The organism is Rhodococcus sp. Z6_132, assembly GCF_058133635.1.
The window spans coordinates 356994-383916 of the sequence record NZ_JBYUNP010000001.1; the positions used below are offsets into that span (position 1 = coordinate 356994).

At 73.5% G+C, this 26923-nt stretch carries 25 protein-coding genes and 1 pseudogene; 8 read left to right on the plus strand and 18 right to left on the minus strand.

Annotation, left to right across the window (positions count from 1 at the left end):
- Positions 1-8: 8 nt before the first annotated feature.
- From nuoK to AC3YO9_RS01660, 11 genes and pseudogenes are all read right to left on the minus strand, one after another.
- Positions 9-308, minus strand: coding sequence for an NADH-quinone oxidoreductase subunit NuoK (gene nuoK, locus AC3YO9_RS01610; RefSeq protein WP_127784026.1), 300 nt, complete (start codon positions 306-308; stop codon positions 9-11).
- Positions 305-1153 carry an NADH-quinone oxidoreductase subunit J gene (locus AC3YO9_RS01615; protein ID WP_241249088.1) on the minus strand — a complete coding sequence of 283 codons (849 nt, stop codon included), beginning with the start codon at positions 1151-1153 and terminating at the stop codon, positions 305-307. Before AC3YO9_RS01615 ends, nuoK begins: the two co-directional genes overlap by 4 nt.
- Positions 1153-1713 (minus strand): NADH-quinone oxidoreductase subunit NuoI, encoded by a 561-nt coding sequence (gene nuoI / locus AC3YO9_RS01620; protein ID WP_127784027.1) that lies wholly within the window; start codon positions 1711-1713, stop codon positions 1153-1155. Before nuoI ends, AC3YO9_RS01615 begins: the two co-directional genes overlap by 1 nt.
- 109 nt (positions 1714-1822) lie before the next feature.
- Positions 1823-3094: pseudogene (gene nuoH / locus AC3YO9_RS01625) on the minus strand (NADH-quinone oxidoreductase subunit NuoH); the annotation flags it as partial.
- A gap of 17 nt (positions 3095-3111) precedes the next feature.
- Positions 3112-5565 carry an NADH-quinone oxidoreductase subunit G gene (locus AC3YO9_RS01630; protein WP_489981911.1) on the minus strand — a complete coding sequence of 818 codons (2454 nt, stop codon included), beginning with the start codon at positions 5563-5565 and terminating at the stop codon, positions 3112-3114.
- A complete protein-coding gene (nuoF, locus tag AC3YO9_RS01635) occupies positions 5562-6887 on the minus strand; it encodes an NADH-quinone oxidoreductase subunit NuoF (RefSeq protein ID WP_489981912.1) in 1326 nt (441 codons plus the stop codon). The genes AC3YO9_RS01630 and nuoF overlap by 4 nt, the downstream gene beginning before the upstream one ends.
- Positions 6884-7717 (minus strand): NADH-quinone oxidoreductase subunit NuoE, encoded by an 834-nt coding sequence (gene nuoE / locus AC3YO9_RS01640; protein ID WP_489981913.1) that lies wholly within the window; start codon positions 7715-7717, stop codon positions 6884-6886. Before nuoE ends, nuoF begins: the two co-directional genes overlap by 4 nt.
- Complete coding sequence (locus AC3YO9_RS01645; protein ID WP_489981914.1) at positions 7714-9285, minus strand: NADH-quinone oxidoreductase subunit D; 1572 nt, start codon at positions 9283-9285, stop codon at positions 7714-7716. Before AC3YO9_RS01645 ends, nuoE begins: the two co-directional genes overlap by 4 nt.
- Entirely contained in the window at positions 9282-10082 is an 801-nt protein-coding gene (locus AC3YO9_RS01650) for an NADH-quinone oxidoreductase subunit C (protein ID WP_489981915.1), read from the minus strand. Before AC3YO9_RS01650 ends, AC3YO9_RS01645 begins: the two co-directional genes overlap by 4 nt.
- The gene (locus AC3YO9_RS01655) at positions 10079-10666 is read right to left on the minus strand and encodes a NuoB/complex I 20 kDa subunit family protein (protein WP_489981916.1); all 588 of its coding nucleotides are present in this window, start codon (positions 10664-10666) and stop codon (positions 10079-10081) included. Before AC3YO9_RS01655 ends, AC3YO9_RS01650 begins: the two co-directional genes overlap by 4 nt.
- 33 nt (positions 10667-10699) lie before the next feature.
- Positions 10700-11065 (minus strand): NADH-quinone oxidoreductase subunit A, encoded by a 366-nt coding sequence (locus AC3YO9_RS01660; RefSeq protein ID WP_127784035.1) that lies wholly within the window; start codon positions 11063-11065, stop codon positions 10700-10702.
- Positions 11066-11250: 185 nt separating this feature from the next.
- On the opposite strand from AC3YO9_RS01660, the gene AC3YO9_RS01665 reads away from it, so the two are divergent.
- Positions 11251-12519 carry a geranylgeranyl reductase family protein gene (locus AC3YO9_RS01665; RefSeq protein WP_489981917.1) on the plus strand — a complete coding sequence of 423 codons (1269 nt, stop codon included), beginning with the start codon at positions 11251-11253 and terminating at the stop codon, positions 12517-12519.
- A 118-nt stretch (positions 12520-12637) separates the two neighbouring features.
- On the opposite strand, the gene qcrB is transcribed toward AC3YO9_RS01665, so the two are convergent.
- The 3 genes from qcrB to AC3YO9_RS01680 all read right to left on the minus strand — a co-directional run bounded on the left by qcrB (position 12638) and on the right by AC3YO9_RS01680 (position 15733).
- Positions 12638-14317 carry a cytochrome bc1 complex cytochrome b subunit gene (qcrB, locus tag AC3YO9_RS01670; protein ID WP_489981918.1) on the minus strand — a complete coding sequence of 560 codons (1680 nt, stop codon included), beginning with the start codon at positions 14315-14317 and terminating at the stop codon, positions 12638-12640.
- A 242-nt stretch (positions 14318-14559) separates the two neighbouring features.
- Positions 14560-15246, minus strand: coding sequence for a demethylmenaquinone methyltransferase (locus AC3YO9_RS01675; RefSeq protein ID WP_127784038.1), 687 nt, complete (start codon positions 15244-15246; stop codon positions 14560-14562).
- A 10-nt stretch (positions 15247-15256) separates the two neighbouring features.
- A complete protein-coding gene (locus AC3YO9_RS01680) occupies positions 15257-15733 on the minus strand; it encodes a DUF3592 domain-containing protein (RefSeq protein ID WP_346773856.1) in 477 nt (158 codons plus the stop codon).
- 95 nt (positions 15734-15828) lie between these two features.
- Between AC3YO9_RS01680 and AC3YO9_RS01685 the strand changes: the two genes are divergently transcribed.
- Positions 15829-17097, plus strand: coding sequence for an isochorismate synthase (locus AC3YO9_RS01685; protein WP_489981919.1), 1269 nt, complete (start codon positions 15829-15831; stop codon positions 17095-17097).
- A gap of 48 nt (positions 17098-17145) precedes the next feature.
- Here AC3YO9_RS01685 and AC3YO9_RS01690 read toward each other — a convergent pair whose 3' ends face one another.
- Both AC3YO9_RS01690 and menD read right to left on the minus strand, forming a co-directional pair.
- Positions 17146-17721: a GAF domain-containing protein gene (locus tag AC3YO9_RS01690; protein WP_127784039.1), complete on the minus strand. Its 576-nt coding sequence runs from the start codon at positions 17719-17721 to the stop codon at positions 17146-17148.
- Positions 17722-17793: 72 nt separating this feature from the next.
- The gene (gene menD, locus AC3YO9_RS01695) at positions 17794-19476 is read right to left on the minus strand and encodes a 2-succinyl-5-enolpyruvyl-6-hydroxy-3-cyclohexene-1-carboxylic-acid synthase (RefSeq protein WP_489981920.1); all 1683 of its coding nucleotides are present in this window, start codon (positions 19474-19476) and stop codon (positions 17794-17796) included.
- Positions 19477-19532: 56 nt separating this feature from the next.
- Between menD and AC3YO9_RS01700 the strand changes: the two genes are divergently transcribed.
- Together AC3YO9_RS01700 and AC3YO9_RS01705 are read left to right on the plus strand one after the other, a co-directional pair.
- On the plus strand, positions 19533-20153 hold the full coding sequence (locus AC3YO9_RS01700) for a flavin reductase family protein (protein WP_127784041.1): 621 nt from the start codon (positions 19533-19535) through the stop codon (positions 20151-20153).
- Entirely contained in the window at positions 20153-21292 is a 1140-nt protein-coding gene (locus AC3YO9_RS01705; protein WP_489981921.1) for an AbrB family transcriptional regulator, read from the plus strand. Before AC3YO9_RS01700 ends, AC3YO9_RS01705 begins: the two co-directional genes overlap by 1 nt.
- Here the strand turns inward: AC3YO9_RS01705 and AC3YO9_RS01710 are convergent.
- Positions 21228-22280: an o-succinylbenzoate synthase gene (locus tag AC3YO9_RS01710; RefSeq protein ID WP_127784043.1), complete on the minus strand. Its 1053-nt coding sequence runs from the start codon at positions 22278-22280 to the stop codon at positions 21228-21230. The two genes, AC3YO9_RS01705 and AC3YO9_RS01710, sit on opposite strands and share 65 nt — an antisense overlap.
- A gap of 83 nt (positions 22281-22363) precedes the next feature.
- Between AC3YO9_RS01710 and AC3YO9_RS01715 the strand changes: the two genes are divergently transcribed.
- The 4 genes from AC3YO9_RS01715 to AC3YO9_RS01730 are packed head-to-tail and all read left to right on the plus strand — an operon-like array spanning position 22364 to position 25780.
- The gene (locus AC3YO9_RS01715) at positions 22364-23257 is read left to right on the plus strand and encodes a 1,4-dihydroxy-2-naphthoyl-CoA synthase (RefSeq protein WP_127784044.1); all 894 of its coding nucleotides are present in this window, start codon (positions 22364-22366) and stop codon (positions 23255-23257) included.
- 40 nt (positions 23258-23297) lie between these two features.
- On the plus strand, positions 23298-23684 hold the full coding sequence (locus AC3YO9_RS01720; protein ID WP_127784045.1) for a VOC family protein: 387 nt from the start codon (positions 23298-23300) through the stop codon (positions 23682-23684).
- Positions 23681-24841, plus strand: coding sequence for an o-succinylbenzoate--CoA ligase (gene menE, locus AC3YO9_RS01725; protein ID WP_489981922.1), 1161 nt, complete (start codon positions 23681-23683; stop codon positions 24839-24841). The genes AC3YO9_RS01720 and menE overlap by 4 nt, the downstream gene beginning before the upstream one ends.
- 54 nt (positions 24842-24895) lie before the next feature.
- Positions 24896-25780: a 1,4-dihydroxy-2-naphthoate polyprenyltransferase gene (locus tag AC3YO9_RS01730; protein WP_127784047.1), complete on the plus strand. Its 885-nt coding sequence runs from the start codon at positions 24896-24898 to the stop codon at positions 25778-25780.
- A gap of 33 nt (positions 25781-25813) precedes the next feature.
- Here the strand turns inward: AC3YO9_RS01730 and cds1 are convergent, their stop codons facing one another.
- Complete coding sequence (gene cds1, locus AC3YO9_RS01735; RefSeq protein ID WP_489981923.1) at positions 25814-26923, minus strand: L-cysteine desulfhydrase Cds1; 1110 nt, start codon at positions 26921-26923, stop codon at positions 25814-25816.

Below are 26923 nucleotides of genomic sequence, written 5' to 3' on the forward strand. Positions count from 1 at the left end.
CGCCCCCGTCAGTACTTCAGCAAGCTGGCGTCGTCGACCGAGGCCGAGCGGCGTGAGCGGAACATCGCCATGATGATCGCGAGCCCGACGACCACCTCGGCGGCAGCCACCACCATGACGAAGAACGCCATGAGCTGGCCGGAGAGGTTGCCGTTGATGCGGGCGAAGGTGACCAGCGTCAGGTTCACCGCGTTGAGCATCAGCTCGATGCACATGAACACCACGATGGCGTTGCGGCGCACCAGCACCCCGACGGCGCCGACCGCGAACAGCAGCGCCGACAGCAGCAGGTAGTAGGCCGGGGTCACTGCTCCTCCTCCCGCGTGCCGTCGCCGGTGAGCTGGTGCGGGTCGCGGCTGTCGTGGCGGCTGCGGACCTGGGCGAGGTCCCGGGTGAGCCGCTCGGTGGCAGTGGCCTCGATGATCGCCGAGATCGACTCCGGGGCGACCGAGCCGTCCGGCAGCAGGGCGGGGGTGGCCACGGAGCTGGTGGTGGCGAACACCCCAGGCCCGGGCAGCGGGGAGATGCGGTCGCCGCGCAGCCGAGCCACCACCCGCTCGCGCTGGCTGGACTTGTCCTGCGCGCCCCTGCCGACGTAGGCGAGCACCATCGCGCCCAGGGCGGCGGTGATCAGCAGCGCGGACGTGAGCTCGAAGGGGAACAGGTAGTCGGTGAACAGCAGCCGGCCGATCTGCCCGACGTTGCCGCCGTCAGCGTCGTTGGCGGCCGTCAGCCCGGTGGCGTGCACGTCGGTGAGGGCGCGGGCCAGCGCCGCGACCACCAGCACCGCGAAGCCCAGCCCCAGGCCGATGCCGGCCAGCCGGTGCCCGCGCAGCACCTCCACCACCGAGTCCGAGGCGTCGCGGCCCACCAGCATGAGCACGAACAGGAACAGCATCATGATGGCGCCGGTGTAGACGATGATCTGCACGAAGCCCAGGAACGGGGCCTGCTGCACCAGGTAGAGCACCCCGAGGCTGAGCATGCTCATGGCCAGGAACAGCGCCGAGTGCACCGCGTTGCGGGCCAGCACCATGCCCAGCCCACCGGCCAGGGCGAGCGGGCCGAGGATCCAGAACACCACCGCCTCGCCGGTGCTCACCCCGCTGGCGCCCTGGGCCAGCAGGGTGGTGGTCATGGCGGTGCCGCCCATCACGCCCGCCCCGTCCCGGGGCCGCGCACGGTCGGCTCACCCTCGGCGGGCTCCCGGGCCAGGCGAGGGCCGTTGACGTAGTAGTCCTGCTCGTCCTCGCCCAGCCGCATGGGGTGCGGGGGTTGCTCCATGCCGGCCAGCAGCGGCGCCAGCAGGTCCTCCTTGGTGTAGATCAGCGCCTGCCGGTTGTTCTCGGCCAGCTCGTACACCGGGGTCATGGTCAGCGCCCGGGTGGGGCACGCCTCCACGCACAACCCGCAGCCGATGCAGCGCAGGTAGTTGATCTGGTAGTCCGCGCCGTAGCGCTCCCCGGGCGAGTAGCGGACCGCGTCGGTGTTGTCCGCACCCTCCACGAAGATGGCGTCGGCCGGGCAGGCCCAGGCGCACAGCTCGCAGCCCACGCACTTCTCCAGCCCGTCCGGGTGCCGGTTGAGCTGGTGGCGGCCGTGGTAGCCCTTGGCGGGGATCTTCACCTCCTCCGGGTACTGCTCGGTGGCGGCCTTGGTGAACATCGTCGCGAAGGTGAGGCCGAAGCCCCTCACCGGGTCAAGCAGACCCATGGCGGTCCTCCCTGCTGGTGCCGGACGGGGCGGGATCGGGGTCGGGCTGGTCGGAGCGGGCGGAGACCCGGCCGCGGCGCTTCGCCCGCAGCGCCCCGGGCTGGGCCGGCACGTCGGCGGCCGGGCCGCTGACGGCCGTCTGCTCGGCCCGCGCGATCCCCGGGTGCGGCGGGACCACCAGGTCCAGCGGCGGCACCGGGAACGACCCGACCACCGGCGGCTGCCCGTCGTCGTCGGGCACCGAGCGGTCGGGCACCAGGAAGGCCACGGCCAGCAGGATCACCAGCACCACGCCGCCGATGACCAGGATCGTGGTGGCGGAGACGTCCTCGCTGCGCTGCAGGGCCCGCACCGTGGCCACCGCGACGATCCACAGCAGGCTGAACGGCACGAGCACCTTCCAGCCCAGCGCCATGAACTGGTCGTAGCGGAAGCGGGGCAGGGCACCGCGCAGCCAGATGAACAGGAACAGGAAGCCGATGGTCTTGACCAGGAACCACAGCAGCGGCCACCAGCCGGTGTTGAGCACCCCGTCGCCCACCGCCGACAGCGGCCACGGTGCCCGCCAGCCGCCCAGGAACATGGTGGTGGCCAGCGCCGAGACGGTGACCATGTTGACGTACTCGGACAGGAAGAACAGCGCGAACTTCAGCGACGAGTACTCGGTGTGGAAGCCGCCGACCAGCTCGCTCTCGGCCTCGGCCAGGTCGAACGGGGCCCGGTTGGTCTCCCCGATCATGGAGACCACGTACACCGCGAAGCTGCCCAGCAGCACCACCACGAACCAGCGGTCGGCCTGCGCGCCGACGATGGCCGCGGTGGACAGCGACCCGGTGTAGAGCACCACCGCCACGATGGACAGGCCCATCGCGATCTCGTAGGAGATGACCTGCGCCGCCGAGCGCAGCGCGCCCAGCAGCGGGTAGGGCGAGCCGGAGGACCAGCCGGCCAGCACGATGCCGTACACCCCGACCGAGGACGCAGCCAGGATCACCAGCACCCCCACCGGCAGGTCGGCGACCTGCAGCAGGGTGGGCTCGCCGAAGATCGAGACCTCGCCGCCGAGCGGGATGACCGAGAAGGCCACGAACGCGGGAACGGTGGAGATCACCGGCGCCAGGAAGTAGACCCACTTGTCGGCCAGCAGCGGCCGGATGTCCTCCTTGAACGCCAGCTTGAGCCCGTCGGCCAGCGACTGCAGCAGCCCGAACTTGCCGGTGCGGTTGGGCCCGTACCGGTTCTGCATCCGCCCGATCATCCGGCGCTCCCACCAGATCATCAGCAGCGTCATGAGCAGCAGCAGGACGAAGATGCCGACGACCTTGACCAGCACCAACCAGATCGGGTCGTCCATCAGCACCTCGGTGCCCGGGGTGACCAGCCCGCCCTCCGCGCGGATCATGCCCCCAGCCCCTCGTGCGGCTCCCCGACCGGGGCGACCGCCACCGACACCACGTCACCGTGGCCGGAGCGCAGGCCGGTGCCACCCGGTATCCACACCACGCCGTCGACCACCGCCGCCAGCTCGACCGGCAGGGTCGCGCCACCGTGGCCGTCAGCCAGGGCCACCAGGTCACCGGCCAGCGCGCCGAGGCCGGCCGCGGTCGCGGGCGACATCACCGCACGGGCCGGGCGCCGGGTGCCGGCCAGCGCCGGCTCGTTCGACTGCAGGGCCGCGTCGTCCAGCAGCCGCCGCCAGGTGGCCAGCACCGCCTGGCCCACTCCCGGCCGCGCCGCGGGTCGGCTCGGCGCGTGCGGTGGCGGCGGAGCCTGGTCGTGGTGCGCCGCGCCCACCCGGCGCAGTTCGCCGGCGGCGGCGGCGGGGGTCTGGGTGAACAGGTCCACGTCCATCTCCACGGCGAGGGTGTCCAGCACCCGGCAGTCCGGCAGCAGGGTGCTGCCGTCCACCGTGGTCTGGAAGGGGCGCTCGCGGCCCTCCCAGTCGAGGTAGGAGCCGGCCTTGTGCACCGCCGGCGCCACCGGCAGCACCACGTCCGCCCGGGCGGTGGCCTCGCTGTGGCGCAGCTCCAGGCTGACCACGAACTGCGCACCGTCCAGGGCGCGGCGGGCCAGCGCGGGATCCGGCAGGTCTGCCAGCTCCACGCCGCCGACCACCAGCCCGGCCAGCTCACCGGCAGCGGCCGCGGCCAACATGGCGCTGGTGTCGCGGCCGGGCTCGGGGGGCAGGGTGCCCGGGGCGAGCCGCCAGACCTGCTCGCAGTGCGCCCGGGCCGCGGGGTCGGTCACCGCGAAGCCGCCGGGCAGCAGGGTGGGCAGCGCCCCGGCCGCCAGCGCGCCCCGCTCCCCGGCGCGCCGGGGCACCCAGGCCAGTCGCGCACCGGTGCGGGTGGCCAGGGCCAGCACGGCCGTCAGCAGGCCCGGCACCTCGGCGGCCCGCTCGCCCACCAGCAGCACCGCGCCGTCGGCGGACAGGCTCTGGCCCAGCTCGGTGTCCAGCTGCTCCAGGGCCGCCACCTCCCCGCCCGGCACCGCGGGCACCAGCCGGCCGCCGGTCTTGGCCACGGCGGGGCTGACCCAGGAGCCCAGGTGCGCCACCACGGCCTGGTGCTGGTGCACGGCCTTGCGCAGCCGCAGGAAGACGATGGGCGACTCCTCCTCCGGGTCGAGCGCCACGCACAGCACCGCGGGGGCGTGCTCGAGGTCGGCGTAGGTGACCCCGCCGGTGTCCGGCGTGCTGCCAACCACGTGCGCGGCCAGGAAGTCCTGCTCCTCGGCGGAGTGCCGGCGCGCGCGGAAGTCCACGTCGTTGCTGTGCAGCGCCAGGCGGGCGAACTTGGCGTAGGCGTAGGCGTCCTCGGTGGTGAGCCGTCCACCGGCCAGGGTGCCCACCCCGCCGGAGTCGCGGGCGGCCAGCAGCCCCTCGGCCGCGGTGCGCAGGGCGTCGGTCCAGGACGCCTCGTGCAGCACGCCGTCAGTGCCGCGCACCAGCGGCGCGGTGATGCGCTGGTCGTCGGTGAGGTAGCCGAAGCCGAAGCGGCCCTTGTCGCAGGTCCACTCCTCGTTCACCTCCGGGTCGGCCCCGGCCAGGCGGCGCTGCACCGTGCCGCGGCGCCAGTCGGTGCGCTGGGCGCAGCCGGACGCGCAGTGCTCGCACACCCCAGGCGTGGACATCAGGTCGAAGGGCCGCGAGCGGAACCGGTAGGAGGCGCTGGTGAGCGCACCCACCGGGCAGATCTGGATGGTGTTGCCGGAGAAGTAGCTGTGGAAGGGGTGCCCGCTGGCCGTGCCGATCTGCTGGTGGGCGCCGCGCTCGAGCAGGTCGATGAACGGGTCGCCGGCGATCTGCTCGGAGAAGCGGGTGCAGCGCTGGCAGAGCACGCAGCGCTCCCGGTCCAGCAGCACCTCGGTGGAGATGGGGACGGGCTTGGGGAAGGTGCGCTTGGTCTCGGTGAAGCGGGACTCGGTGCGCCCGTGGGCCATGGCCTGGTTCTGCAGCGGGCACTCCCCACCCTTGTCGCAGACCGGGCAGTCCAGCGGGTGGTTGATCAGCAGCAGCTCCATGATCCCGGCCTGGGCCTTCTTGGCCACGTCCGAGCTGTGCTGGGTGCGCACCACCATCCCGTCGGCGACGGTCATGGTGCAGGAGGCCTGCGGCTTGGGCATGGGCCGCCCGCCCATCTCCACCTCCACCAGGCACTGCCGGCAGGCGCCCGCGGGATCGAGCAGCGGGTGGTCGCAGAAGCGCGGCACGATGATGCCGAGACGCTCGCAGGTGCGGATGATCAGCTCGCCCTTGGGCGCGTCGACCTGCGCACCGTCGATCTCCAGGCGGACGTGCCCCTCGGGCACCGGCGGCGGCTCGGCGGCGGGCTTGTCCTGCGCAACGGTCATCGGAGGGCTCCTGCCAGCTGCGGGTCTGGGGACGGGCCACCGCCGGGCTGGGCGGCACACAGGTCGAGGAACTCCTGCCGGAAGTGCTTGATGCCGCTGGTGATCGGGCTGACGGCGCCGTCGGCCAGCGCGCAGAAGCTGCGGCCGAGGATGTTGTCGCACACGTCCAGCAGGGTGTCCACGTCCTCGGGGGTGCCTCGGCCGGCCACCATCCGGTGCAGCACCTGCTCCAGCCAGTAGGTGCCCTCCCGGCACGGGGTGCACTTGCCGCAGCTCTCGTGCTTGTAGAACTCGGTCCACTTCATCACCGCCCACGGCACGCTGACGGTCTCGTTGAACACCTGCACCGCGGTGGTGCCCAGGATGGTGCCCGCCTCCACCGCGCCCTCGAAGTCCAGCGGCACGTCCAGGTGCTCGGCGGTGAGCAGCGGGGTGGAGGAGCCGCCCGGCGTCCAGAACTTCAGCGGGATCCCGTCCTTCATCCCGCCGGCCAGCTCCAGCAGCTGGCGCAGCGTGGTGCCCATCGGCACCTCGTACTGGCCGGGTCGCTCCACGTGCCCGGACAGCGAGAAGATCTTGGGTCCCGGCGACTTCTCCCGGCCCATGCTGCGGAACCAGTCGCTGCCGCCGTTGACGATGAACGGGATGGTGGCGATGGTCTCCACGTTGTTCACCACGGTGGGGCTGGCGTAGAGCCCGGAGGTGGCGGGGAAGGGCGGCTTGAGGCGGGGCTGGCCGCGACGGCCCTCCAGCGAGTCCAGCAGCGCCGTCTCCTCGCCGCAGATGTAGGCACCGGCGCCGGCGTGCACCACGATCTCCAGGTCGAAGCCCGAGCCCAGGATGTCGGTGCCCAGGTAGCCGGCGGCCCGGGCCTCGTTCACGGCGTGCTGCAGCCGCCGGATGCAGTGCAGCGCCTCCCCGCGCACGTAGATGGCGCAGAAGCTGGCCCGGATGGCGTAGCTGGTGATGATGGCGCCCTCGATCAGCGAGTGCGGGTCGGCCATCATCAGCGGGATGTCCTTGCAGGTGCCCGGCTCGCCCTCGTCCGCGTTGACCACCAGGTACTTGGGCTTGGCCGCGGGCCCGCTGAGCTGGCCGGGCGCGGCCTGCGGGATGAAGCCCCACTTCATCCCGGTGGGGAAGCCCGCCCCGCCGCGTCCGCGCAGCCCGGAGGCCTTGACCAGCTCGATCAGCTGGTCGGGCTCGGCGGCCAGCGCGGTGCGCAGGGCGGTGTAGCCCTCCAGCTCGGCGTAGGTCTGCAGCGTCCACGACCGCGGGGAGGACCAGCGGCGGGTGAGGACCGGGGTGAGCGGATCGGTCATGACTTCTTCTCCGGGACGGGAAGCGGTGGGACGCTCTCCGGCAGGGCGGGGGCCTGCCAGCCGTGCTCCTGGGCCTGCACCACGCCGCGCAGCGTCTCCGGGGCGGCGGACGGTCCGTGCAGCTCCGGGTCGCTGGTGAAGAACCCGGCCAGCTGCAGCTCGGCGTCGCGCAGGTCGGTCAGCGGGGCGCCCCGGCTCGGGTCGGGGCGCTGTCCGCTGCGCAGGGCCCGCACCAGCTCCAGCGCGGTCTGCGGCGTCTGGTTGTCGAAGTACTCGTAGTTCACCTGCAGCACCGGGCCCAGGTCGCACGCGGCCAGGCACTCGGCGTGCTCCAGGGTGATCGATCCGGGCGCACCGGGCACGCCGGCCGTCTCCTCGTGGCCCAGCAGCGCCCCGTCCTGGCCCAGCTCGGTCTGCAGTGCCCGGTAGATGTGGTCGCCGCCGAGCACCGCGCACAAGGTGTTGGTGCACACGCTCACCAGGTGCTCGCCGCACGGACGCCGCTTGTACATCGTGTAGAAGGTGGCCACCGCGCGCACCTCGGCGGGGGTGAGGTGGAGGTGGTCGGCGCAGAAGGCGATGCCGTCGGGGCTGACCCAGCCCTGCACGCTCTGCACCAGGTGCAGCATCGGCAGCAGCGCCGAGCGGGCCTGCGGGTAGCGGGCGATGATCTCCTGCGCCCGGTCGTGGGTGAGCGCGTCGAAGGTCTCCCCGGTACCCGGATCCCCTGCGCCCGGATCCCCTGCGCCCGGATCCCCTGCGCCCGGATCCCCTGCGCCCGGATCCCGTGCGCCGGGGAACCCTGCCTCGTGCCGCTGCGCCTGGCTCATCGGTCCACTCCTCCCATCACCGGGTCGAGCGAGGCCACCGAGGCGATGACGTCGGCGACCAGGCCACCCTCGCTCATCGCGGGCATGGCCTGCAGGTTCACGAAGCTGGGGTCGCGCACGTGGGCGCGCAGCGGCCGGGTGCCCCCGTCGGAGACCAGGTGCACGCCCAGCTCGCCGCGCGGGGACTCGATGGAGGTGTAGACCTGCCCCGGCGGCACCCGGAAGCCCTCGGTGACCAGCTTGAAGTGGTGGATCAGCGACTCCATGGACTGGCCCATGATCGTGCGGACGTGCTCCAAGGAGTTGCCCAGCCCGTCGCTGCCCACCGACAGCTGCGCGGGCCAGGCGATCTTGCGATCGGCCACCATCACCGGCTGGCCGGCGAGCCCGGCGAGGCGGTCGGTGGCCTGCTCCACCAGCTTGAGGCTCTCCCGCATCTCCTGCACCCGCAGCCGGTAGCGGGCGAAGCAGTCGGCCTCGGTGGCGGTGGGGACGTCGAACTCGTAGCTGTCGTAGCCGCAGTAGGGCTCGATCTTGCGCAGGTCCCAGGCCAGGCCGGCCGAGCGCAGCACCGGCCCGGTGACGCCCAGCGCCAGGCAGCCGTCCAGCGGCAGGTAGCCCACCCCTTCCAGCCGGTTGCGCCAGATCGGCTGGCCGGTGAGCAGGGTGTCGTACTCGGGCAGCCGGCGCCGCATCTCCACCAGGAACTCCGCCACCTTCTTCTCGAAGCCGGCGGGCAGGTCGCGGGCGATGCCGCCGGGGCGGACGAAGGCGTGGTTCATCCGCAGCCCGGTGAGCTCCTCCAGCAGGTGCAGCACCGTCTCCCGCTCGCGGAAGCCGAAGGTCATCGCGGTGGACGAGCCCAGCTCCATGCCGCCGGTGGCCAGGTACACCAGGTGCGAGGCGACGCGGTTGAGCTCCATCAGCAGCACCCGCGCGGCCTGCGCCCGCTCGGGCACCTCGATGCCCAGCAGCTTCTCCACCGCGAGGCAGTACGCGGTCTCGTTGAACAGCGGGGACAGGTAGTCCATGCGGGTGACGAAGGTGGTGCCCTGCGTCCAGGTGCGGGCCTCGATGTTCTTCTCGATGCCGGTGTGCAGGTAGCCGATCACCGAGCGCAGCTGGGTGACCGTCTCGCCCTCCAGCTCCAGCACCAGGCGCAGCACGCCGTGGGTGGACGGGTGCTGGGGGCCCATGTTGATGACGATGCGCTCGTCGGCGCCGATGTCGGAGTCGGCGGCCAGGTCGTCGGTGAAGGTGTCCCAGTCCGCGCCGGTGACGGTGTAGACGCGGCCCTCGGTGGTCTGGCGCTCCCCCGCCGGGCTGGGCTGCGGACCCTCGTCGGTGGCGGTGGTGGTGTGGGTGTCGTAGCTGGTGCTGGTGGCCGAGCCGTCCGCGCGGGACTGGCCGCCGCCGGAGTCGGGCACGGTGCCCTCCGCCGCCTGCCGGGTGTCCGCGCCGCCGGTGTCGGAGGTGCCGGGCCGGGTGATGTCCCGCCCGGCCTCGGGACTGGTGTCCCGCTCGGAGCTCGTGTCCCGCTCGGCCTCGGAGCTCGTGTCCCGGCTCATGAGTACGCCCTCCGCTGCTCGGGCGGGGGGATCTCCGCACCCTTGTACTCCACGGGGATCCCGCCCAGGGGGTAGTCCTTGCGCTGCGGGTGCCCGGCCCAGTCGTCGGGCATGAGGATGCGGGTGAGCCCGGGGTGACCGTCGAAGACGATGCCGAACATGTCCCACACCTCCCGCTCCTGCCAGTCGGCGGTGGGGTAGACCTGCACCACGCTGGGCAGGTGCGGGTGCTCGCTCATTCCCCCGCTGCCGGGCACGTCCAGGGCCACCTCCAGGCGCACCCGGTGCCGGAAGGTCATCGACGTCAGGTGGTAGACCACGTGCAGCCGCTGGTCCACCGGCTGGTCCCCGTCGAACCCGTAGTCCACGCCGGACACCGACGAGCACAGCTCGAACCGCAGGGCGGGCTCGTCGCGCAGCACCCGGCACACCTCGAGCACCGTGTCCGGGCGCAGGTAGTAGGTGATCTCGCCGCGGTCGACCACCACCTGCTGCACCGCCTGGTCCAGCCCGCGCTGCGCCAGCGCCGCCAGCAGGTCGTCGGTGACCTGGTCGAACCAGCCCCCGTAGGGCCGTTGCGCCGGCGCCGGGCTGTAGGCGGGCAGCCGCAGGCCGCCGTAGCCGGAGGTGTCCCCCGACCCACGGATGCCGAACATGCCCTGCCTGGCGCCGCCGGCCACCAGTCCGCCGCGCTCCTGCCGCTCCTCCTCGGCGCCGCCGCTGTGGCCGGAGGAGGCCAGGCCGCCGTGCTCGGCGACGTCGGTGGGCTCCGGAACACCCTGGCCGGGCGTGCTCACGGCTGTCCCTGGGTGGGCTGCTCGGCGGAGGCCCGGTAGCCCTTGGCGTAGCGAACCGAGGACGGCACCATCTCGGTGCTGCTGCCGCTGGCCAGCCGCTCGGCGGCGCGGACGGGGCCCAGCGGCTCGTCCATGATCGTGGCGTGCAGCTTGAGGATGGCGTCGATGAGCATCTCCGGCCGCGGCGGACAGCCCGGGAGGTAGATGTCCACCGGAACCACGTGGTCCACGCCCTGCACCACCGCGTAGTTGTTGAACATCCCGCCCGAGGAGGCACACACGCCCATGGCGATCACCCAGCGCGGCTCGGGCATCTGGTCGTAGATCTGGCGCAGGACCGGGGCCATCTTGTTGGTGACCCGGCCGGCCACGATCATCAGGTCGGCCTGGCGCGGGGTGGCGCTGAAGCGCTCCATCCCGAAGCGGGCCAGGTCGTAGCGGGAGCCGCCCACCGTCATCATCTCGATGGCGCAGCAGGCCAGCCCGAAGGTCGCCGGCCACACCGAGCTCTTGCGCGACCAGTTGACCAGCTTCTCCACGCTGGCCAGCACGATCCCGTTGGGCAGCTTCTCCTCAAGTCCCATGCTTGCCTCCGCCACTCTCAGGTCCGGCCACGGTCAGTTCCAGTCCAGCCCGCCGCGGCGCCACACGTAGGCGTAGGCGATGCCCACCGTGCCGATGAACAGGACCACCTCCACCACGCCGAAGAGCCCGATGGCATCGGCGGACACCGCGAACGGGTAGAGGAAGACCATCTCGATGTCGAAGAGGATGAACAGCATCGCGGTGAGGTAGTAGGCCACCGGCATGCGCCCGCCGCCGGCCACCGGCTGCGGCGAGGGCTCGATGCCGCACTCGTAGGAGTCGAGCTTGGCCCGGTTGTAGCGGCGGGGCCCGACGAACGGTGCCACCGCCACCGAGAAGAGCGCGAAGGCCGCTGCCAGCGCGGCCATGACGACGAGCGGGATGTAGGGATCGAGCATCGCCAACCGCCCCCTTTCGGCAGTGCCACCGAACCGTCGCCTCCGCAGAAGCGACGCTCACCACATGACGCACCTCACAGTACGCAGAGCATTCGCCCAGAACGCCAGTAGGGGTGATCTAAACCACATTCCGTGTCGCGGAGGCCCCATCTCGCCTGGTCGGGGGCGGGCAGGATACTGGTCCGATGCCAGATTCCGCAGCCCTTCCTCGCTCCACCGACGTGCTGGTGGTCGGCGCCGGACCCGCCGGCTCCGCCGCCGCCGCGTGGGCTGCCCGGGCCGGCACCGAGGTGGTGCTGGCCGACGCCGCCACCTTCCCGCGGGACAAGACGTGCGGGGACGGGCTCACCCCACGAGCCATCGCCGAGCTCGACCGGCTGGGGCTGGGCGAGTGGGTGGCCGCGCACGGCACCAACCGCGGGCTGCGGGCGGCCGGCTTCGGCCAGGAGCTGCTGCTGCCGTGGCCCGGCGGCTCGCTGCCCAGCCACGGCTCCGCGGTGCCCCGCACCGAGCTGGACGACCGGATCCGCGCCGTGGCGGTGGCCGACGGTGCCACCGAGCTGCAGGGCGCGCGGGCGGTGGACGTGGTGCGGGACGGGTCGCGGGTGTCGGGAGTGTGCTTCCGGCTGGCCGACGGGGCCACCCACGAGGTGTCCTGCCGGCGCCTGGTCGTCGCTGACGGCGCCCGCTCGCCGCTGGGCCGCGTGCTGGGTCGGCAGTGGCACCAGGAGACCGCCTACGGCGTGGCCGCCCGCAGCTACGTGCGCTCCGGGCGCAGCAACGACGAGTGGATCTCCTCGCACCTGGAGCTGCGCGACGCCGAGCACAACCTGCTCTCCGGCTACGGCTGGGTGTTCCCGCTGGGCAACGGCGAGGTGAACCTCGGGGTGGGCACCCTGGCCACCGCCAAGCGCCCCGCCGCCGTGCGGCTGCGGGCCCTGGTGGAGCTCTACGCCGAGGCCCGGCGCGTGGACTGGGAGCTGGAGGGGCCGGTGCGCCACGTGGCGTCGGCGCTGCTGCCGATGGGCGGCGCGGTGTCCCACGTGGCCGGGGCCAACTGGGCGCTGATCGGCGACGCCGCCGGCTGCGTCAACCCGCTCAACGGCGAGGGAATCGACTACGGGCTGGAGACCGGCCGCCTGGTCGCCGACCTGCTCGGCGACACCGTCGACCTCTCCCTCGCCTGGCCGGCGCTGCTGCGCGGGCACTACGGCACCGCGTTCTCCATCGCCCGCCGGCTCGCCGGGCTGCTCACCCTGCCGCGGTTCCTGCCCGCCGCCGGACCGGTGGGCATGCGGTCCACCGCGCTGATGACCGCGGCGCTGCGGGTGATGGGCAACCTGGTGACCGACGAGGACCGCGACCTCACCGCGCGAGCATGGCGCCTGGCTGGGCGCGCGTCGGTCCGGCTGGACGCCCGGCCGCCCTTCCCGGCGGCCGACCTGCGGCGCTGACCGGACCAGCAGCTCCCCGGGGTTACTCGCGGGGCTCGGTGCTGTATCGCTCGCGGGGCTCGGTGCTGCATCACTCGCGGGGCTCGGTGCTGCATCACTCGCGGGGCTCGGTGCCGCCTCACTCGCGGGGCTCGGACGGTCTCCCTCCGCCCGCCTCCGGGATGCCCGACAGCTCCTCGTGCTCCTCGCGACGGGACTCCCGCTCGGAGTGCATCACCTGGTCCTGCTCGTCGGTGGGGTCCGGCGTGAACAGGGTGCCCGGCACCGGCACGCCGGCCATGCCCAGCTTGTTCATCCGCTTGGGCACCGGCGCTCCCTGGTACTCCAGCGGAACCGGGTGCCCGGAGCGGTCCACCTCGCCGAGCGGCTGGTGCACCTCCACGAACGCGCCGTTGGTGTCCCGCCGGATGATGCCGGTCTCCACCCCATGCTGCAGCACCTCCAGGTCGGAGCGCTGCAGCCCCACGCAGTAGCGGTAGGTGATCCAGTAGGCCACCGGCGGCACCACGAGCAGCCCGATGCGGCCGGCCCAGATCAGCGCGTTGATGGACATGTCGAACTTCAGCGCGATGATGTCGTTGGCGCCGGAGAGCAGCAGCACCACGTAGAAGGCCACGGCCATCGCCCCCAGCGCGGTGCGGACAGGGGCGTCCCGCGGTCGCTGCAGCAGGTTGTGCGGCAGGTTGTCGGGATGGGCGAGCCGGCGCTCGATCCACGGGTAGGCGAACATCAGCCCGAGGACCACGCCCAGCAGCAGCGCGACGAAGAACGGCTGCGGAATGGTGTAGCTGCCCAGGTAGATCTCCCACGGCGGGAAGACGCGCGCCGCACCGTCGGTGAAGCCCATGTACCAGTCGGGCTGCGAGCCGGCGGAGACCTGTGACGGGTCGTAGGGCCCCAGGTTCCAGATCGGGTTGATCTGCAGCAGGCCGCCCATGCCGGCGAGCACGCCGAACACGATGCCGAACCACCCACCGCCGCTCAGCGCGAACAGCGGCACGATGCGCACCCCCACCACGTTCTTCTCCGAGGCGCCGACCCCGGGGAACTGCGTGTGCTTCTGGTACCAGACCAGTGCCAGGTGCGCGGCGATGAGGGCCAGCAGGATGCCCGGGATGAGCAGCACGTGCGCGATGTAGAAGCGGTCGATGATGATGGTGCCGGGGAACTCGCCGTCGAAGACCAGCCACTGCACCCAGGTGCCGATCACCGGGATGGACAGCATGATGGCTCCGGCGATCCGCAGGCCCGTGCCGGAGAGCAGGTCGTCGGGCAGGGAGTAGCCGGCGAAGCCCTCCACGATGCCCAGGACCAGCAGCAGCGACCCGATGACCCAGTTGGCCTCGCGAGGCTTGCGGAACGCGCCGGTGAAGAAGATCCGCAGCAGGTGCACCACCATGGCGGCCAGGAACAGCAGCGCCGCCCAGTGGTGGATCTGGCGCATGAACAACCCGCCACGCACGTCGAAGGAGATGTTCAGCGCGGTCTCGTACGCCCGCGACATCTCTACCCCGCGCAGCGGGCCGTACACCCCGTCGTAGGTGACCTCCGCCATCGACGGGTCGAAGAAGAACGACAGGTACACCCCGCTCAGCAGCAAGATGATGAAGCTGTACAGCGCCATCTCGCCGAGCAGGAACGACCAGTGGTGCGGGAAGACCTTGTTGATCTGCCGGCGCATCCCGCCGGCGAGGTGGTAGCGCTCGTCGGTCCAGGTGGCCTGGGCGGCGAGGCGACGCTGGGCCTTGGACTCGCCCTGATCAGCGTGGGCGCGGTCGGTCGTGGCGCGGTTGGTCATGGTGCGGCTCCTGAAAGCAGGTTCACCCGGCAAAGCTGCGCCGCCGACCACGCGCTGTTGCGCTGCTGGACCCGCCAGCGACCACTCCACGGTAACCCCGGCCCACGGCCAGGCGCCGGGTGAGAAATCACGCCTGACCTGGGCGGCTGCACCTCTCAACCACCCCGCAACCGGACAGCGAGGTCGCTACCGCCCGGCAGGGCTGAGACCGCGCGCGCAGCGTGCGCAGCCGGTTCGGACCGCTAGGGCTTGACCGCGCGGTGCAGCGCCACGATGCCGCCGGTGAGGTTGCGCCACGCCACCGAGCCCCAGCCGGCGGCCTGGATCTGCGCCGCCAGCTCGGCCTGGTGGGGCCACTCCCGGATCGACTCCGCCAGGTAGACGTAGGCATCGGGGTTGCTGCTCACCGTGCGGGCCACCGCAGGCAGCGCGCGCATCAGGTACTCCAGGTACAGGGTGCGAAACGGCGTCCAGGTGGGGGTGGAGAACTCGCAGATGACCAGCCGCCCGCCGGGCTTGGTCACCCGGGCCAGCTCGGCCAGGCCCTGCTCGTGCGCCACCACGTTGCGCAGCCCGAAGGAGATGGTGACCGCGTCGAAGACCTCGTCGGCGTAGGGCAGGTGCAGCGCGTCGCCGGCGACCATCGGAACACCACGGGAGGCACCGGCCCGGAGCATGCCCTGGGAGAAGTCGGTGGCCACGCACCAGGCGCCGGAGCGGGCCAGCTCCACCGTGGACACTCCGGTCCCCGCGGCCAGGTCCAGCACCAGCTCGCCCGGCTGCGGCGCGAGGGCCTCCCGGGTCAGGCGGCGCCAGCGGCGGTCCTGGGCGAAGGAGAGCACCGAGTTGGTGAGGTCGTAGCGCTTGGCGACGCCGTCGAACATCACCGCCACGTCGCGCGGATTCTTGTCGAGCCCAGCTCTTGCCACCCCGGAGACGTTACCTGGGGTCGGTGCGGCCGGAGCCGCCAGAGGGACCTGTGCCGGAGTGCCGGGCACCGCTGCCCGGACCGGCGACGCGGCGCAGCACCAGCAGCAGTCCCCCGGCCACCCCCCACGCCAGCACCACCAACGAGCCCGCGGGCAGCAGGGCCAGGCCGGCGTTGCGTCCGGCCACCCGCACCAGGTCGGGGTCCGCCAGGGAGTACTCCACGTCGATGCGCTGGCCGGCGGACAGGCCCGTGGGGTAGAGCACGCCCAGCTTGGGGCTGTGGGTGACACCGTCGGGCGTGATGAAGCTGATGGCCGCGAACACCGGGGTGACCGAGAGCACGTCCGCGGTGGCCCGTCCCTCGTCCCGGCCGATGGTGACGTCGTTGCGCACGGCACCGGCGACCATCAGCACGGCCATGGCCGTCACCGCCAGAGCCAGCACGACGATGGTGCGGCGCAGGCGCGTCAGGGTCCGGTTGCTCACGAGGGGCGAGAGTAACCGGCTGTGGTCGCGCAGGTCGGGGGCGGCGGCTCGGGGCGGGGGCAACATCACGCGTGGGCGACTCCTACGCTGAACCGGTGATTCCTGCCCCCGACGCGCCCGCACGGCTGATGGTGGGGCGCACCCGGCTGCTGCCGAGCTTCCGCGGGGACCTCCTCGACCTGCTGCCCACGCCCGACGGCGTGTGCGCGTGGGTGCGTGACGGCGACGGCCTGGTCGGCTGGGGCGAGGCGGCGCGGGTGCAGACCTTCGGCGCCTCCCGCTACCGCGACGCCGCGCAGTGGTGGCAGCAGCTGTGCGCCCGTGCCCAGGTGCAGGACGAGGTGGGCGCCCCGGGCTCCGGACTGGTGGCGTTCGCCTCGATGGCCTTCTCCGACTCCCCTGGCAGCTCCGCGCTGGTGGTGCCCCAGGTGGTGGTGGGCCGCCGGCACGGACGCACCTGGATCACCGAGATCGACGCCGGCGCAGGAGCGCCCGGGGTCGACGCGGTGTCCGCGGCCGGCCCCGTGGTGCCTGTCACGGCGCCGCGCGGGCTGCACCAGCCCGCCGGCACCGACTCCGTGGTCCGCTGGCGGGGCGCGGTGGCCGAGGCGGTGCGGCGCATCCGCGGCGGTGAGCTGCAGAAGGTGGTGCTGGCCCGCGACCTGCACCTGCAGGCCGCGGCGCCGCTGGACTCCCGCTACGTGCTGGCGCGGCTGGCCCGGAGCTATCCGCAGTGCTGGACCTTCGCCGTGGACGGGCTGGTCGGCGCCACGCCCGAGCTGCTGGTTCGCCTGCAGGGCGAGGAGGTGTCCTCCCGGGTGCTGGCGGGCACCACCTGGCCGCGCCCGGACAGCACCAGCGCCGAGCTGGCCGCCGAGCTGCTGGCCTCGCCCAAGAACACCAGCGAGCACCGGTACGCGGTGACCTCGCTGCTGGAGTCGCTGCGCTCGGTGTGCACCGAGGTGCAGGCCGACGACGTGCAGGTGCTGCAGCTGCCCAACGTGGCGCACCTGTCCACCACCGTGCGGGCGCGGCTGGCCCGCTCCGGGGCCGGTGTGCTGGAGCTGGCCGAGGCCCTGCACCCCACCGCTGCGGTGGGCGGCACCCCCACCAGCGTGGCCACCGCGCTGATCGCCGAGCTGGAGGACATGGACCGCGGCCGCTACGCCGCCCCGGTCGGCTGGGTGGATGCCGCGGGCAACGGTGAGCTGGGGCTGGCCCTGCGCAGCGCGGAGATCGCGGGGCCCCGCGCACGGCTGTTCGCCGGCGGCGGGATCGTGGCCGAGTCCGATCCCGACGACGAGGTCAACGAGACCGACGCCAAGCTCTCCGCGGTGCGCGACGCGCTGCAGGCGGAGCAGTAGCCCGGCCCGCACCGCGCAAACCCGGCCCGCGAGGGCTGAAGCCCGGAGCTACAGCGTGTCCTTGAGCAGGTCGGCCGCGGGGAAGGGCACCGGCAGCGGCGTCTTGGCCGGGGGCACCCCCTCCAGCGCGGTGGCCAGCACCTGGCCGCCGAAGCGCACCAGCCCCAGCTGCCGCCGCAGGTTGGGCGACTGGGCGCGACGGGCGTAGCCGCACAGGGTGCCGTAGAGCGTCTGGTCGGCACGCCGCACCGGCACCCCCACGTACGCACCGGGCATCCCCATCCGCTCCAGCCCCAGCCGGGTCAGCTCCTCGCGCAGCACCACGTACTCGGGCACGGCGGAGACCACCGAGGCGACCTGTGGGGCCTCGCCGGCCACCATGACCCGACAGAAGGTGGCTCCCCAGGGAAGCGACATGCCGGGGCGCACCAGACCCTCCGGGTAGACCGCGACGGTGGTGTGGATGTCACCGTCCAGGCGGTTGAGCATCCAGACGTCGAGGCCGACGTTCTCGCGCAGCATGGTCAGGACGTCGGTGGCGGTCTCGGTGACGTTCTCCCAGGGTCGGACGTCGACTGCGGCGATCCGGGTGCGCGGGGTGACGGGAGCGGTGCTGCTCTTCACGGGGCTCTCCAACTGCTTGGGTGCCCCTCCCAGTCTCACCGCAATCTCACGACCGTGCCACCCCCGGGCGGTTCACGTGGTCGGAACGCGCAACCGGCTGTGCAGGACGCGAAGGTCGGTCCGCGTGGTGGCCACCTCCAGCACACGCAGCCTGGGCGAGCTCACCCCTCGGGGCGCCTCGACCAGCTCCGCAGCCAGCTCCACCAGGTCCACCCGGCGATGGGCCACCCCGTGCGCGGCGCACAGCGCGCCCAGGTCGGTGCCGTGCGCAGTACCGAAGACCCGCTCGAAGGCACCGGCGTGCTCGGGCGCACCCTGCTCCAGCAGCCCGAAGATGCCGCCGCCGTCGTCGTTGGGCACCACGATGGTCAGGTCGGCGCGCGGCTCCTGCGGCCCGGCGAGCAGCCCCCCGCTGTCGTGCAGGAAGGTCAGGTCACCCATCAGCGCCACGGTGCGCGAGCCCGGCACGGGGTGGCCCGCGGCGTGGGCCAGCGCAGCCCCGAGAGCGGTGGACACCGTGCCGTCGATGCCGGCCACCCCGCGGTTGGCCAGCACCCGCACCCCCGGCTTGGGCAGCCCCGCGTAGGCGGCGTCGCGCACCGGGTTGGACGAGCCCAGCACCAGCAGGTCGCCCGAGCGCAGGCTGTCGGCCACCACCCGGGCCACGTGCAGTCCGGTGGCGGAGCCGGCCGCCAGCCAGGTCGTCAGCTGCTGCGCCACGTGCTGCTCGGCCGCGCTGGAGGCGCGGGCCCAGCCCTGCGTCCACTCCTGGCTGGGCGCGCCGCGAGCCACCACCCGAGTGCCCACCGAGCGAGCGGTGCCGGCGACGTCGGTCCACGCGGTGCCCTGGGTGACCACGTGCACCGCGACGTCGTCAGCGCCGAGCAGGCTCAGCACCGGGCGGTGCAGGGTGGGCCGGCCGGTGACCACCACCTGCTGCGGGCGCAGCCGTGCCGTCGCGCCGAGCGCCAGCGGGTGCACCGGCAGCACCGGGGCGGGCGCGGAGGGCTCGGCCACCGTGGGCACCGCGGCCAGCTCGGGCAGCGCCACGGCCCCGTCGCCGGCCACCACCAGGGTGGGCACGGACAGGTCCACCTCCACCGGGGCGTCCACCCGGGCCGGGGCCACCGCCGACCAGGGCCCGCCGTCGGCGCGACCGGGCCAGGGCACCGGGCCCAGCGGCCCGTCCGGCACCAGCGGCTCGCGCAGGCCCACGTTGAGGTGCACCGGTCCGGCGTTGCCGTCGCGGGCGCCGGTGGCCGCGGCGAGCACGCGGCACACCGCCGAGCGCCAGCGCGCGTTCTGCCCCGCCTCGTGCTGGGGGCTGGGGTTGTCGGTGGCCGGGCTCAGCGTCACCCCGAGGCGGGCGGTGTCGCCGAACATCGCGTCCTGGCGCACCGTCTGGTTGGCCCCGGTGCCCAGCAGCTCCGGCGGCCGGTCGGCGCTGAGCACCACCAGCGGCACCCGGGAGTGCGAGGCCTCCAGCACGGCCGGGTGCAGGTTGGCCACCGCAGTGCCGGAGGTGGTGCACACCGGCACCGGGGTGGCCGATGCGCGGGCCAGGCCCAGGGCGAGGAAGCCGGCGCTGCGCTCGTCGATGCGCACGTGCAGCCGCAGCTGCCCGGCGCGGTCGGCCTCGTGCAGCGCGTAGGACAGCGGGGCGTTGCGCGAGCCGGGGCACAGCACCGCCTCGCGCACGCCGCCACGCACCAGCTCGTCCACGAGCACCTGAGCCTGCACGGAAGACGGATTCACACCAGAGAGACTGGCAGAGATGGCTGGGGGCTCTGCGACGTGGCAGCGTTAGCCGGGTGCGAACCGACTTCGATCCCGCCGAGACGGGCACCAGACGCTTCTACCAGCTGATGACCTCGGTGGTCGTGCCCCGGCCCATCGCCTGGGTGTCCACCCGGTCCGCGGCGGGCGTGGACAACCTGGCTCCGCACAGCTTCTTCACCGTCGCCGGGGTGGCACCGCCGGTGGTGCAGTTCACCTCCGTGGGGCGCAAGGACAGCCTGCGCAACATCGAGGCCACCGGTGAGTTCGTGGTGTGCCTGACCCCCGAGCCGCTGTTCGAGCAGGTCAACGCCACCGGTACCGACTTCGACGACGACACCAGCGAGTTCGACACGGTGGGCCTGGTCCGCGAGCCCAGCCGCACCGTGGCCCCGCCGCGGGTGGCGTCCTCACCGGTGGCGCTGGAGTGCCGGCTGCGGCAGGTGGTGGAGGTGGGCAGCTGCTTCCTCGTGCTGGGCGACGTGCTGCACGCCGCGGTGCACACCGAGACCCTGGGCGAGGACGGGTTGCCCACGCTGGACCGGCTGGCGCCGCTGAGCCGGCTGGGCCGCGACGAGTGGGGGGCACCGCCGCAGGTCCGCGAGATCACCCGCATCCCCGTGGAGCAGTGGCCGGGCCACTACCGGAAGGGGTGATGCCCCGCCGCGGGCAGCAGGGGTCCGCTCCAGCACGCTGGTGGGCGGTGATCCGGCGCTGGGCGCCGCTGGCCGTGGCGACGGCTGCGGTGGTGGCGGGGCTGGCACTGCTGGGGGTGCCGTCGCCGGCGCTGGTGGGAGCGCTGCTGGTGGGCATCGTCTTCGCCCTGACCGGGCACGCCCCCGCCCCGGTGCCGTCCTGGGCGATGCGCGGGGCCCAGGCCGTGCTCGGCGTGGTGATCGGCGCGCTGGTGCGCAGCGACACCTTGGTGGCGGTGGGCCACTCCTGGCTGCCGGTGCTCGGGGTGAGCCTGGCCACCCTGGCGCTGAGCGTGGGCGGCGGGCTGCTGCTGGGGCTGCACCGCGACGTGGACCCGCTCACCGGGTCGCTGGCGCTCACCGCCGGCGGCGCCTCCGGGCTCACCGCGATCAGCCGGGAGCTGGGCGCCGACGACCGGGTGGTGGCCGTGGTGCAGTACCTGCGGGTGGTGCTGGTGATCGCGCTGATGCCGCTGGCCGTCGCGGTGGTGTTCCACCCCGGTGGTGGCGCCCAGCCGGAGGCTGCCGCAGGTGCCCCCTGGTACCTGGACGTGGCGTTCCTGGTGGTGTGCTGCGCGGTGGGGCTGCCGCTGGGTCGGCTGGCGCACCTGCCGGCGGGTGCGCTGCTGGGCCCGCTGGCCGTGGCTGCAGTGCTCACGGTGGCCGGCTGGTCGTTCGACGCCACCGCCCCGGCCGCGCTGGCGGTGCTGGCCTACGTGGTGATCGGCCTGCAGGCGGGCCTGCGCTTCACCCGGCAGAGCCTGCAGCAGATCCGGCGCATCCTGCCGCTGGCGGTGCTGCTCATCGGGGTGGTGCTGCTGGCCTGCGCGGCGCTGGGTGCCCTGCTGGCCGAGCTGGCCGGGGTCAGCCAGCTCACCGGCTACCTGGCCACCACCCCGGGCGGGCTCTACGCGGTGCTGGCCACCGCGCGCGACGGCGGGGGGGACGTCACCTTCGTCCTCGCCGTGCAGGTGGTGCGGGTGGTGCTCATGCTCGCCGTCGCTCCGGCCCTGGCTCGGGGGCTCGCGCGGCTGCTCAGGCCACCCCCGGCGGGGGCCACGCCGGGTGGCCCGCCGCCAGCCGGGCGTGGGCGCGACTGATCCGCTCCCGCCACCAGTGCTCGCGGTCGGGGGCCACCGCCAGCGCCTGCAGCCGGTCGAGGTCGGGGTGCACCGAGCGCACCGGCAGCACCCCGCCCACCGGGCGCACCGGCGCGGTGACGTCCTCGGTGAGCAGTCCGCCGGTGGCCAGCCCGCAGGCGTGCTCCAGGTCCGGCAGAGCCGCCGCCGCCGCCAGGCCGGCACCGATGCCCACGGCGGAGTCCAGCGCGCTGGAGACCACCACCGGCAGCCCGTGCTCGCGCCGCAGCACCCTCGCCAGGGCCAGCACCCGCCGCATCCCGCCCAGCGGCGGCACCTTGAGCACGGCCACGTCGGCCGCCCCGGCCTGCGCCACCCGCAGCGGGTCCTCGGCCCGGCGGATGCTCTCGTCGGCAGCCACCGGCACGTCGGCACCGGCCGCCCGCAGGCGCACCCGCAGGTCGGCCAGCTCCGCCACGCTGGCGCAGGGCTGCTCGGCGTACTCCAGCGGACCCTGCTCGTGCAGCGCCACCAGTGCGCCCAGCGCCTCGTGCGGAGCCCAGCCGCCGTTGGCGTCCACCCGCACGGTGGGCACCAGCCGGCGCACCGCCGCCACCCGGGCCAGGTCGTCGGCCAGGGCCTGCCCGCGCTCGGCCACCTTGACCTTGGCGGTGGTGCAGCCGGGGAAGCGTGCGAGCACCGCGGGCACCTGCTCGGCCGGCACCGCGGGCACGGTGGCGTTGACCGTCACCTGCTCGCGCAGCGCCGGCGGCGGGCCCCACCACGCGGACTCCAGGGCGGCGGCCAGCCACCACGCCGACTCCGCGTCGTCGTACTCGGTGAACGGGGCGAACTCCCCCCAGCCAGCGGGCCCGCGCAGCAGCGACACCTCCCGCACGTCGATCCCGCGGAAGCGCACCTGCAGCGGCAGCGCCACCACGTGCAGCTGCGCGACCACCTCGTCCAGGCTGGGCAGTGGCACGGCACTCGGAGAGACGGCGCTCGACATGCCCCTCATCCTGCCCATCCGGCGGCGCTGGCGGGTGCTGTGGGCCGGAAACCCGGCGGCGGCCCCGAACTAGGGTGATGGCCATGACCTTCGACCCCAGCGTGTGGCGCACGGTGCCCGGCTTCGACGACCTCACCGACATCACCTACCACCGGCACGTCACCGACGGGACCGTCCGCGTCGCCTTCGACCGGCCCGAGGTGCGCAACGCCTTCCGGCCGCACACCGTGGACGAGCTCTACCGCGCCCTGGACCACGCCCGGATGACCTCCGACGTGGGCTGCGTGCTGCTCACCGGCAACGGCCCCAGCCCCAAGGACGGCGGGTGGGCGTTCTGCTCCGGCGGCGACCAGCGCATCCGGGGCCGCAGCGGCTACCAGTACGCCGGCGGTGACACCGCGGAGACGGTGGACCCCGCCCGCGCCGGCCGGCTGCACATCCTGGAGGTGCAGCGGCTCATCCGCTTCATGCCCAAGGTGGTCATCGCGGTGGTCAACGGCTGGGCAGCCGGCGGCGGGCACAGCCTGCACGTGGTGTGCGACCTGACGCTGGCCAGCCGCGAGCACGCCCGGTTCAAGCAGACCGATGCCGACGTGGGCAGCTTCGACGGTGGCTACGGCTCGGCGTACCTGGCCAAGCTGGTGGGGCAGAAGAACGCGCGGGAGATCTTCCACCTGGGGCGGGCCTACACCGGTGAGCAGATGCAGCGGATGGGCGCGGTGAACGAGGTGGTCGACCACGCCGAGCTGGAGGCCACCGCCATCCAGTGGGGCGCGGAGATCAACGGCAAGTCCCCCACCGCGCAGCGGATGCTGAAGTACGCCTTCAACCTCCCCGACGACGGGTTGGTGGGCCAGCAGCTCTTCGCCGGCGAGGCCACCCGGCTCGCCTACATGACCGACGAGGCCGTGGAGGGCCGGGACTCCTTCCTGGAGAAGCGCGACCCGGACTGGTCGCCCTACCCCTGGTACTTCTGAGCACCCCGACACCGCTCACCACCTGAAAGGTGTTGCCGTAGTGGAGATCCTGAACAGCCGCATCATCCTGCGCCCGGCCGACCCGGAGGCGTCGGTGCGCTTCTACCGCGACACCCTGGGCCTGGCCATCGGCCGGGAGTTTCCCGGCGGCACGGTGTTCTACCTGGGTCAGGGCCTGCTGGAGGTCTCCGGGCACGGCTCGGACACCGACCGGCAGGGCTCGGCCAGCACGGTGGTGTGGCTGCAGGTGCGTGACCTGGCCGCCACGGCCGCCGAGCTGGCCGAGAAGGGGGTGACCATCGACCGCGAGCCCAGGCAGGAGCCGTGGGGGCTGCACGAGATGTGGGTGCGCGACCCCGACGGGGTGCGGCTGGTCTTCGTCGAGGTTCCCGCCGACCACCCGCTGCGGCGCGACACCCGCTCGTGACCCACCCGCTGCGGGCGCTGCCGGTCCCCGGTGGGGCCGCGGTGCTCGACCTGCTGCCGGTGCTGGCCGCGGCGCTGCAGGGTGCGGGCCCCGCCTGGCTGCCCGTGCCCGCCGGCGATGCGCGGGAGACCGCCCGGCTGGCCGGCGCGCTGGCGGTGGACACCCCCATCGCCGAGGAGGTGGCGCTGGTGATGGCCACCTCCGGCTCCACCGGCACCCCCAAGGGCGCGATGCTCTCCGCCGCCGCGCTGCGAGCCAGCGGGGAGGCCACCCACGAGCGCCTGGGCGGGCCGGGCTCGTGGCTGCTGGCCCTGGCCCCGCACCACGTGGCCGGAATGCAGGTGCTGCTGCGCTCCGTGCTGGCCGGCACCACCCCCACCGTGCTGCCCACCGCCGACGGCTTCGACCCCGCGCTGCTGCCCGCCGCGGTCGCCGCCATGGGCCCCGGGCGTCGCTACACCTCCCTGGTGCCCACCCAGCTGGTGCGAGCGCTGGAGCACCCCGAGGCCACCGCCGCGCTGGCCGAGCTGGACGCGCTGCTGCTGGGCGGTGCCGCCACTCCCCCGGCGCTGCGCGCCGCCGCCGAGCAGGCGGGCATCGCCGTGGTGCTCACCTACGGGATGAGCGAGACCTGCGGGGGCTGCGTCTACGACGGCGTGCCGCTGGACGGCGTGCGGGTGCGCATCGAGGACGGCCGGGTGTTGCTGGGCGGTGCCCCGCTGGCCCTGGGCTATCGCAACCAGCCCGAGCACCCGGCGTTCGCCGAGCCCGGCTGGTTCCGCACCGACGACGCCGGCACCCTCACCGACGGCGTGCTCACCGTGCACGGGCGCCTGGACGACGCGATCACCACCGGCGGGCTCACCGTGCTGCCGCAGGTGGTGGAGGCGGCGCTGGCCACCCACCCGGGGGTGCGGGAGTGCGCCGTGGTGGGCGTGGCCGACGAGCAGTGGGGCCAGCGGGTGGTGGCGGTGGTGGTGCCGCACAACCCGGCCGCCGCGCCCACCCTGGCCGAGGTGCGCGCCCACGTGGCGCTGACGCTGGACCCCACCGCCGCCCCCAAGCAGCTGCACCTGGTGGACGCGCTGCCGCTGCGCGGGCCCGGCAAGGTGGACCGGCGCGGCCTGGCCGACCAGCTGGGAGCGACCGAGCACTAGCCCCCAGACGGGCAGGGGACGCGGACCGTCGGCGCCGCCTGAGAGAATCAGCCCATGGCCACCACTGCTGAATGGATCGAGGGGGCCCGTCCCCGCACCCTGCCCAACGCGATCGCACCGGTGATCGTGGGAACCGGTGCCGCGGCGGCGCTCGGACACGACGGCGCACCGGGTGCCGTGTGGTGGAAGGCGCTGCTGGCCCTGGTGGTGGCGCTGGCGCTGATCATCGGCGTGAACTTCGCCAACGACTACTCCGACGGCATCCGCGGCACCGACGACGAGCGGGTGGGTCCGCTGCGCCTGGTGGGATCCAAGGTCGCCAGCCCGCGTGCGGTGAAGCTGGCCGCCCTGGCGTGCTTCGCCGTCGCCGGCGTCGCCGGCCTCGCCCTGGCCCTGTCCAGCGCCTGGTGGCTGATCATCGTGGGCGCGTTCTGCATCGCCGGCGCCTGGTACTACACCGGTGGCAAGAACCCGTACGGCTACAGCGGTTTCGGTGAGATCTCGGTGTTCGTGTACTTCGGGCTGATCGCCGTGCTGGGCACCCAGTACGTGCAGGCGGAGCGCATCGACTGGGTGGGGGTGCTCGCGGCCGTGGCGGTCGGCGCCTTCTCCAGCGCCGTGCTGGTGGCCAACAACCTGCGCGACATCGCCTCCGACACCGTCGCCGGCAAGCGCACCCTGGCCGTGCGGCTGGGCGACCCGGGCACCCGCGGGCTGCACGCCGCGCTGCTGGCCGTGCCCTTCCTGGTCAGCGTGGCGCTGGCCTTCGCCACCCCGTGGGCGCTGGTGGGCGTGCTGGCGCTGCCGCTGGCGTGGAAGGCCAACGCCCCGGTGCGGCAGCGGGCGATGGGGCTGGCGCTGATCCCTGCGCTGCGCGACACCGGCCTGGCCATGCTGGCGTGGTCGGTGCTCACCGGTCTGGCGCTCGGCCTCGCCTGACGGTCCGGCGCACTCCCGCCTGCTCGGTTCCGGTCAGCGCGGCCAGGCTCCCGTGCTGGTGAACTCCGCGAGCTGCGCCGTGGCCGGGCCCAGGTCGAGGCCCTCGGCGGCCACCCAGTCGTCGTCGAAGTAGGTGGCGGCGTAGCGCTCGCCGGCGTCGCACAGCAGGGTCACCACGCTGCCGCGCTGGCCGCGCTCCACCATGTTCGCCACGAGGCTGAACGCGCCCCACAGGTTGGTGCCGGTGGACCCGCCCACGCGGCGGCCCAGGGCGCGGCTGGCGTGCCGGGCGGCGGCGATGGAGCAGGCGTCGGGCACTCGCTCCATGCGGTCGATCACCTGTCCGACGAAGGACGGCTCCACCCGGGGGCGGCCGATGCCCTCGATGCGGGAGCCACACGCGCGGACCAGCTCCGGCTGGTCGCTGCGCCAGGCGTCGAAGAACACCGAGCCCTCCGGGTCGACCACGCACAGCCGGGTGGCCAGCCGCCGGTAGCGCACGTAGCGGCCGATGGTGGCGCTGGTGCCGCCGGTGCCCGCGCCCACCACCACCCAGGTGGGCACCGGGTGCTCCTCCAGCCGCATCTGGGTGAAGATCGACTCCGCGATGTTGTTGTTTCCCCGCCAGTCGGTGGCCCGCTCGGCGTGGGTGAACTGGTCCATGAAGTGCCCGCCGCCGCGGGTCGTGCTCTCCTGCGCCAGCCGGTGCGACTCCGCGTAGAGGGTGGACGGGTCCGACACCAGGTGGCAGCGGCCGCCCTGCTCCTCGATCAGCGCCAGCTTGGCGGGGCTGGTGCGGGCGGGCACCACCGCGACGAAGGGCAGTCCCAACAGCTTGGCGAAGTAGGCCTCGCTGATGGCGGTGGACCCGGACGAGGCCTCGATGACGGTGGTGCCCTCGCCGACCCAGCCGTTGCAGATGGAGTACAGGAACAGCGACCGGGCCAGGCGGTGCTTGAGGCTGCCGGTCGGGTGGGTGGACTCGTCCTTCAGGTACAGCTGCACGCCCCACTCCTCGGGCAGCGGGTAGCGCAGCAGGTGGGTGTCGGCGCTGCGCTGGGCGTCGGCCTCCAGCAGCCGCACGGCGTTGTCCACCCACGCCCGGGAGGCGGAGCGGTCGACGACCTCCGCGGCCTCGGCCAC

Excerpts from the sequence above, each read along its gene's own strand:
- AC3YO9_RS01730 (WP_127784047.1), top strand. The coding sequence starts at position 24,896 with ATGGCCACCACTGCTGAATGGATCGAGGGGGCCCGTCCCCGCACCCTG.
- AC3YO9_RS01655 (WP_489981916.1), bottom strand. The coding sequence starts at position 10,666 with ATGGGACTTGAGGAGAAGCTGCCCAACGGGATCGTGCTGGCCAGCGTG.
- AC3YO9_RS01615 (WP_241249088.1), bottom strand. The coding sequence starts at position 1,153 with ATGGGCGGCACCGCCATGACCACCACCCTGCTGGCCCAGGGCGCCAGC.
- nuoF (WP_489981912.1), bottom strand. The coding sequence starts at position 6,887 with ATGACCGATCCGCTCACCCCGGTCCTCACCCGCCGCTGGTCCTCCCCG.
- qcrB (WP_489981918.1), bottom strand. The coding sequence starts at position 14,317 with ATGACCAACCGCGCCACGACCGACCGCGCCCACGCTGATCAGGGCGAG.
- AC3YO9_RS01665 (WP_489981917.1), top strand. The coding sequence starts at position 11,251 with ATGCCAGATTCCGCAGCCCTTCCTCGCTCCACCGACGTGCTGGTGGTC.
- AC3YO9_RS01630 (WP_489981911.1), bottom strand. The coding sequence starts at position 5,565 with ATGACCGTTGCGCAGGACAAGCCCGCCGCCGAGCCGCCGCCGGTGCCC.
- nuoI (WP_127784027.1), bottom strand. The coding sequence starts at position 1,713 with ATGGGTCTGCTTGACCCGGTGAGGGGCTTCGGCCTCACCTTCGCGACG.
- AC3YO9_RS01705 (WP_489981921.1), top strand. The coding sequence starts at position 20,153 with ATGCCCCGCCGCGGGCAGCAGGGGTCCGCTCCAGCACGCTGGTGGGCG.
- AC3YO9_RS01660 (WP_127784035.1), bottom strand. The coding sequence starts at position 11,065 with ATGCTCGATCCCTACATCCCGCTCGTCGTCATGGCCGCGCTGGCAGCG.
- AC3YO9_RS01710 (WP_127784043.1), bottom strand. The coding sequence starts at position 22,280 with ATGTCGAGCGCCGTCTCTCCGAGTGCCGTGCCACTGCCCAGCCTGGAC.
- nuoE (WP_489981913.1), bottom strand. The coding sequence starts at position 7,717 with ATGAGCCAGGCGCAGCGGCACGAGGCAGGGTTCCCCGGCGCACGGGAT.
- AC3YO9_RS01715 (WP_127784044.1), top strand. The coding sequence starts at position 22,364 with ATGACCTTCGACCCCAGCGTGTGGCGCACGGTGCCCGGCTTCGACGAC.
- AC3YO9_RS01645 (WP_489981914.1), bottom strand. The coding sequence starts at position 9,285 with ATGAGCCGGGACACGAGCTCCGAGGCCGAGCGGGACACGAGCTCCGAG.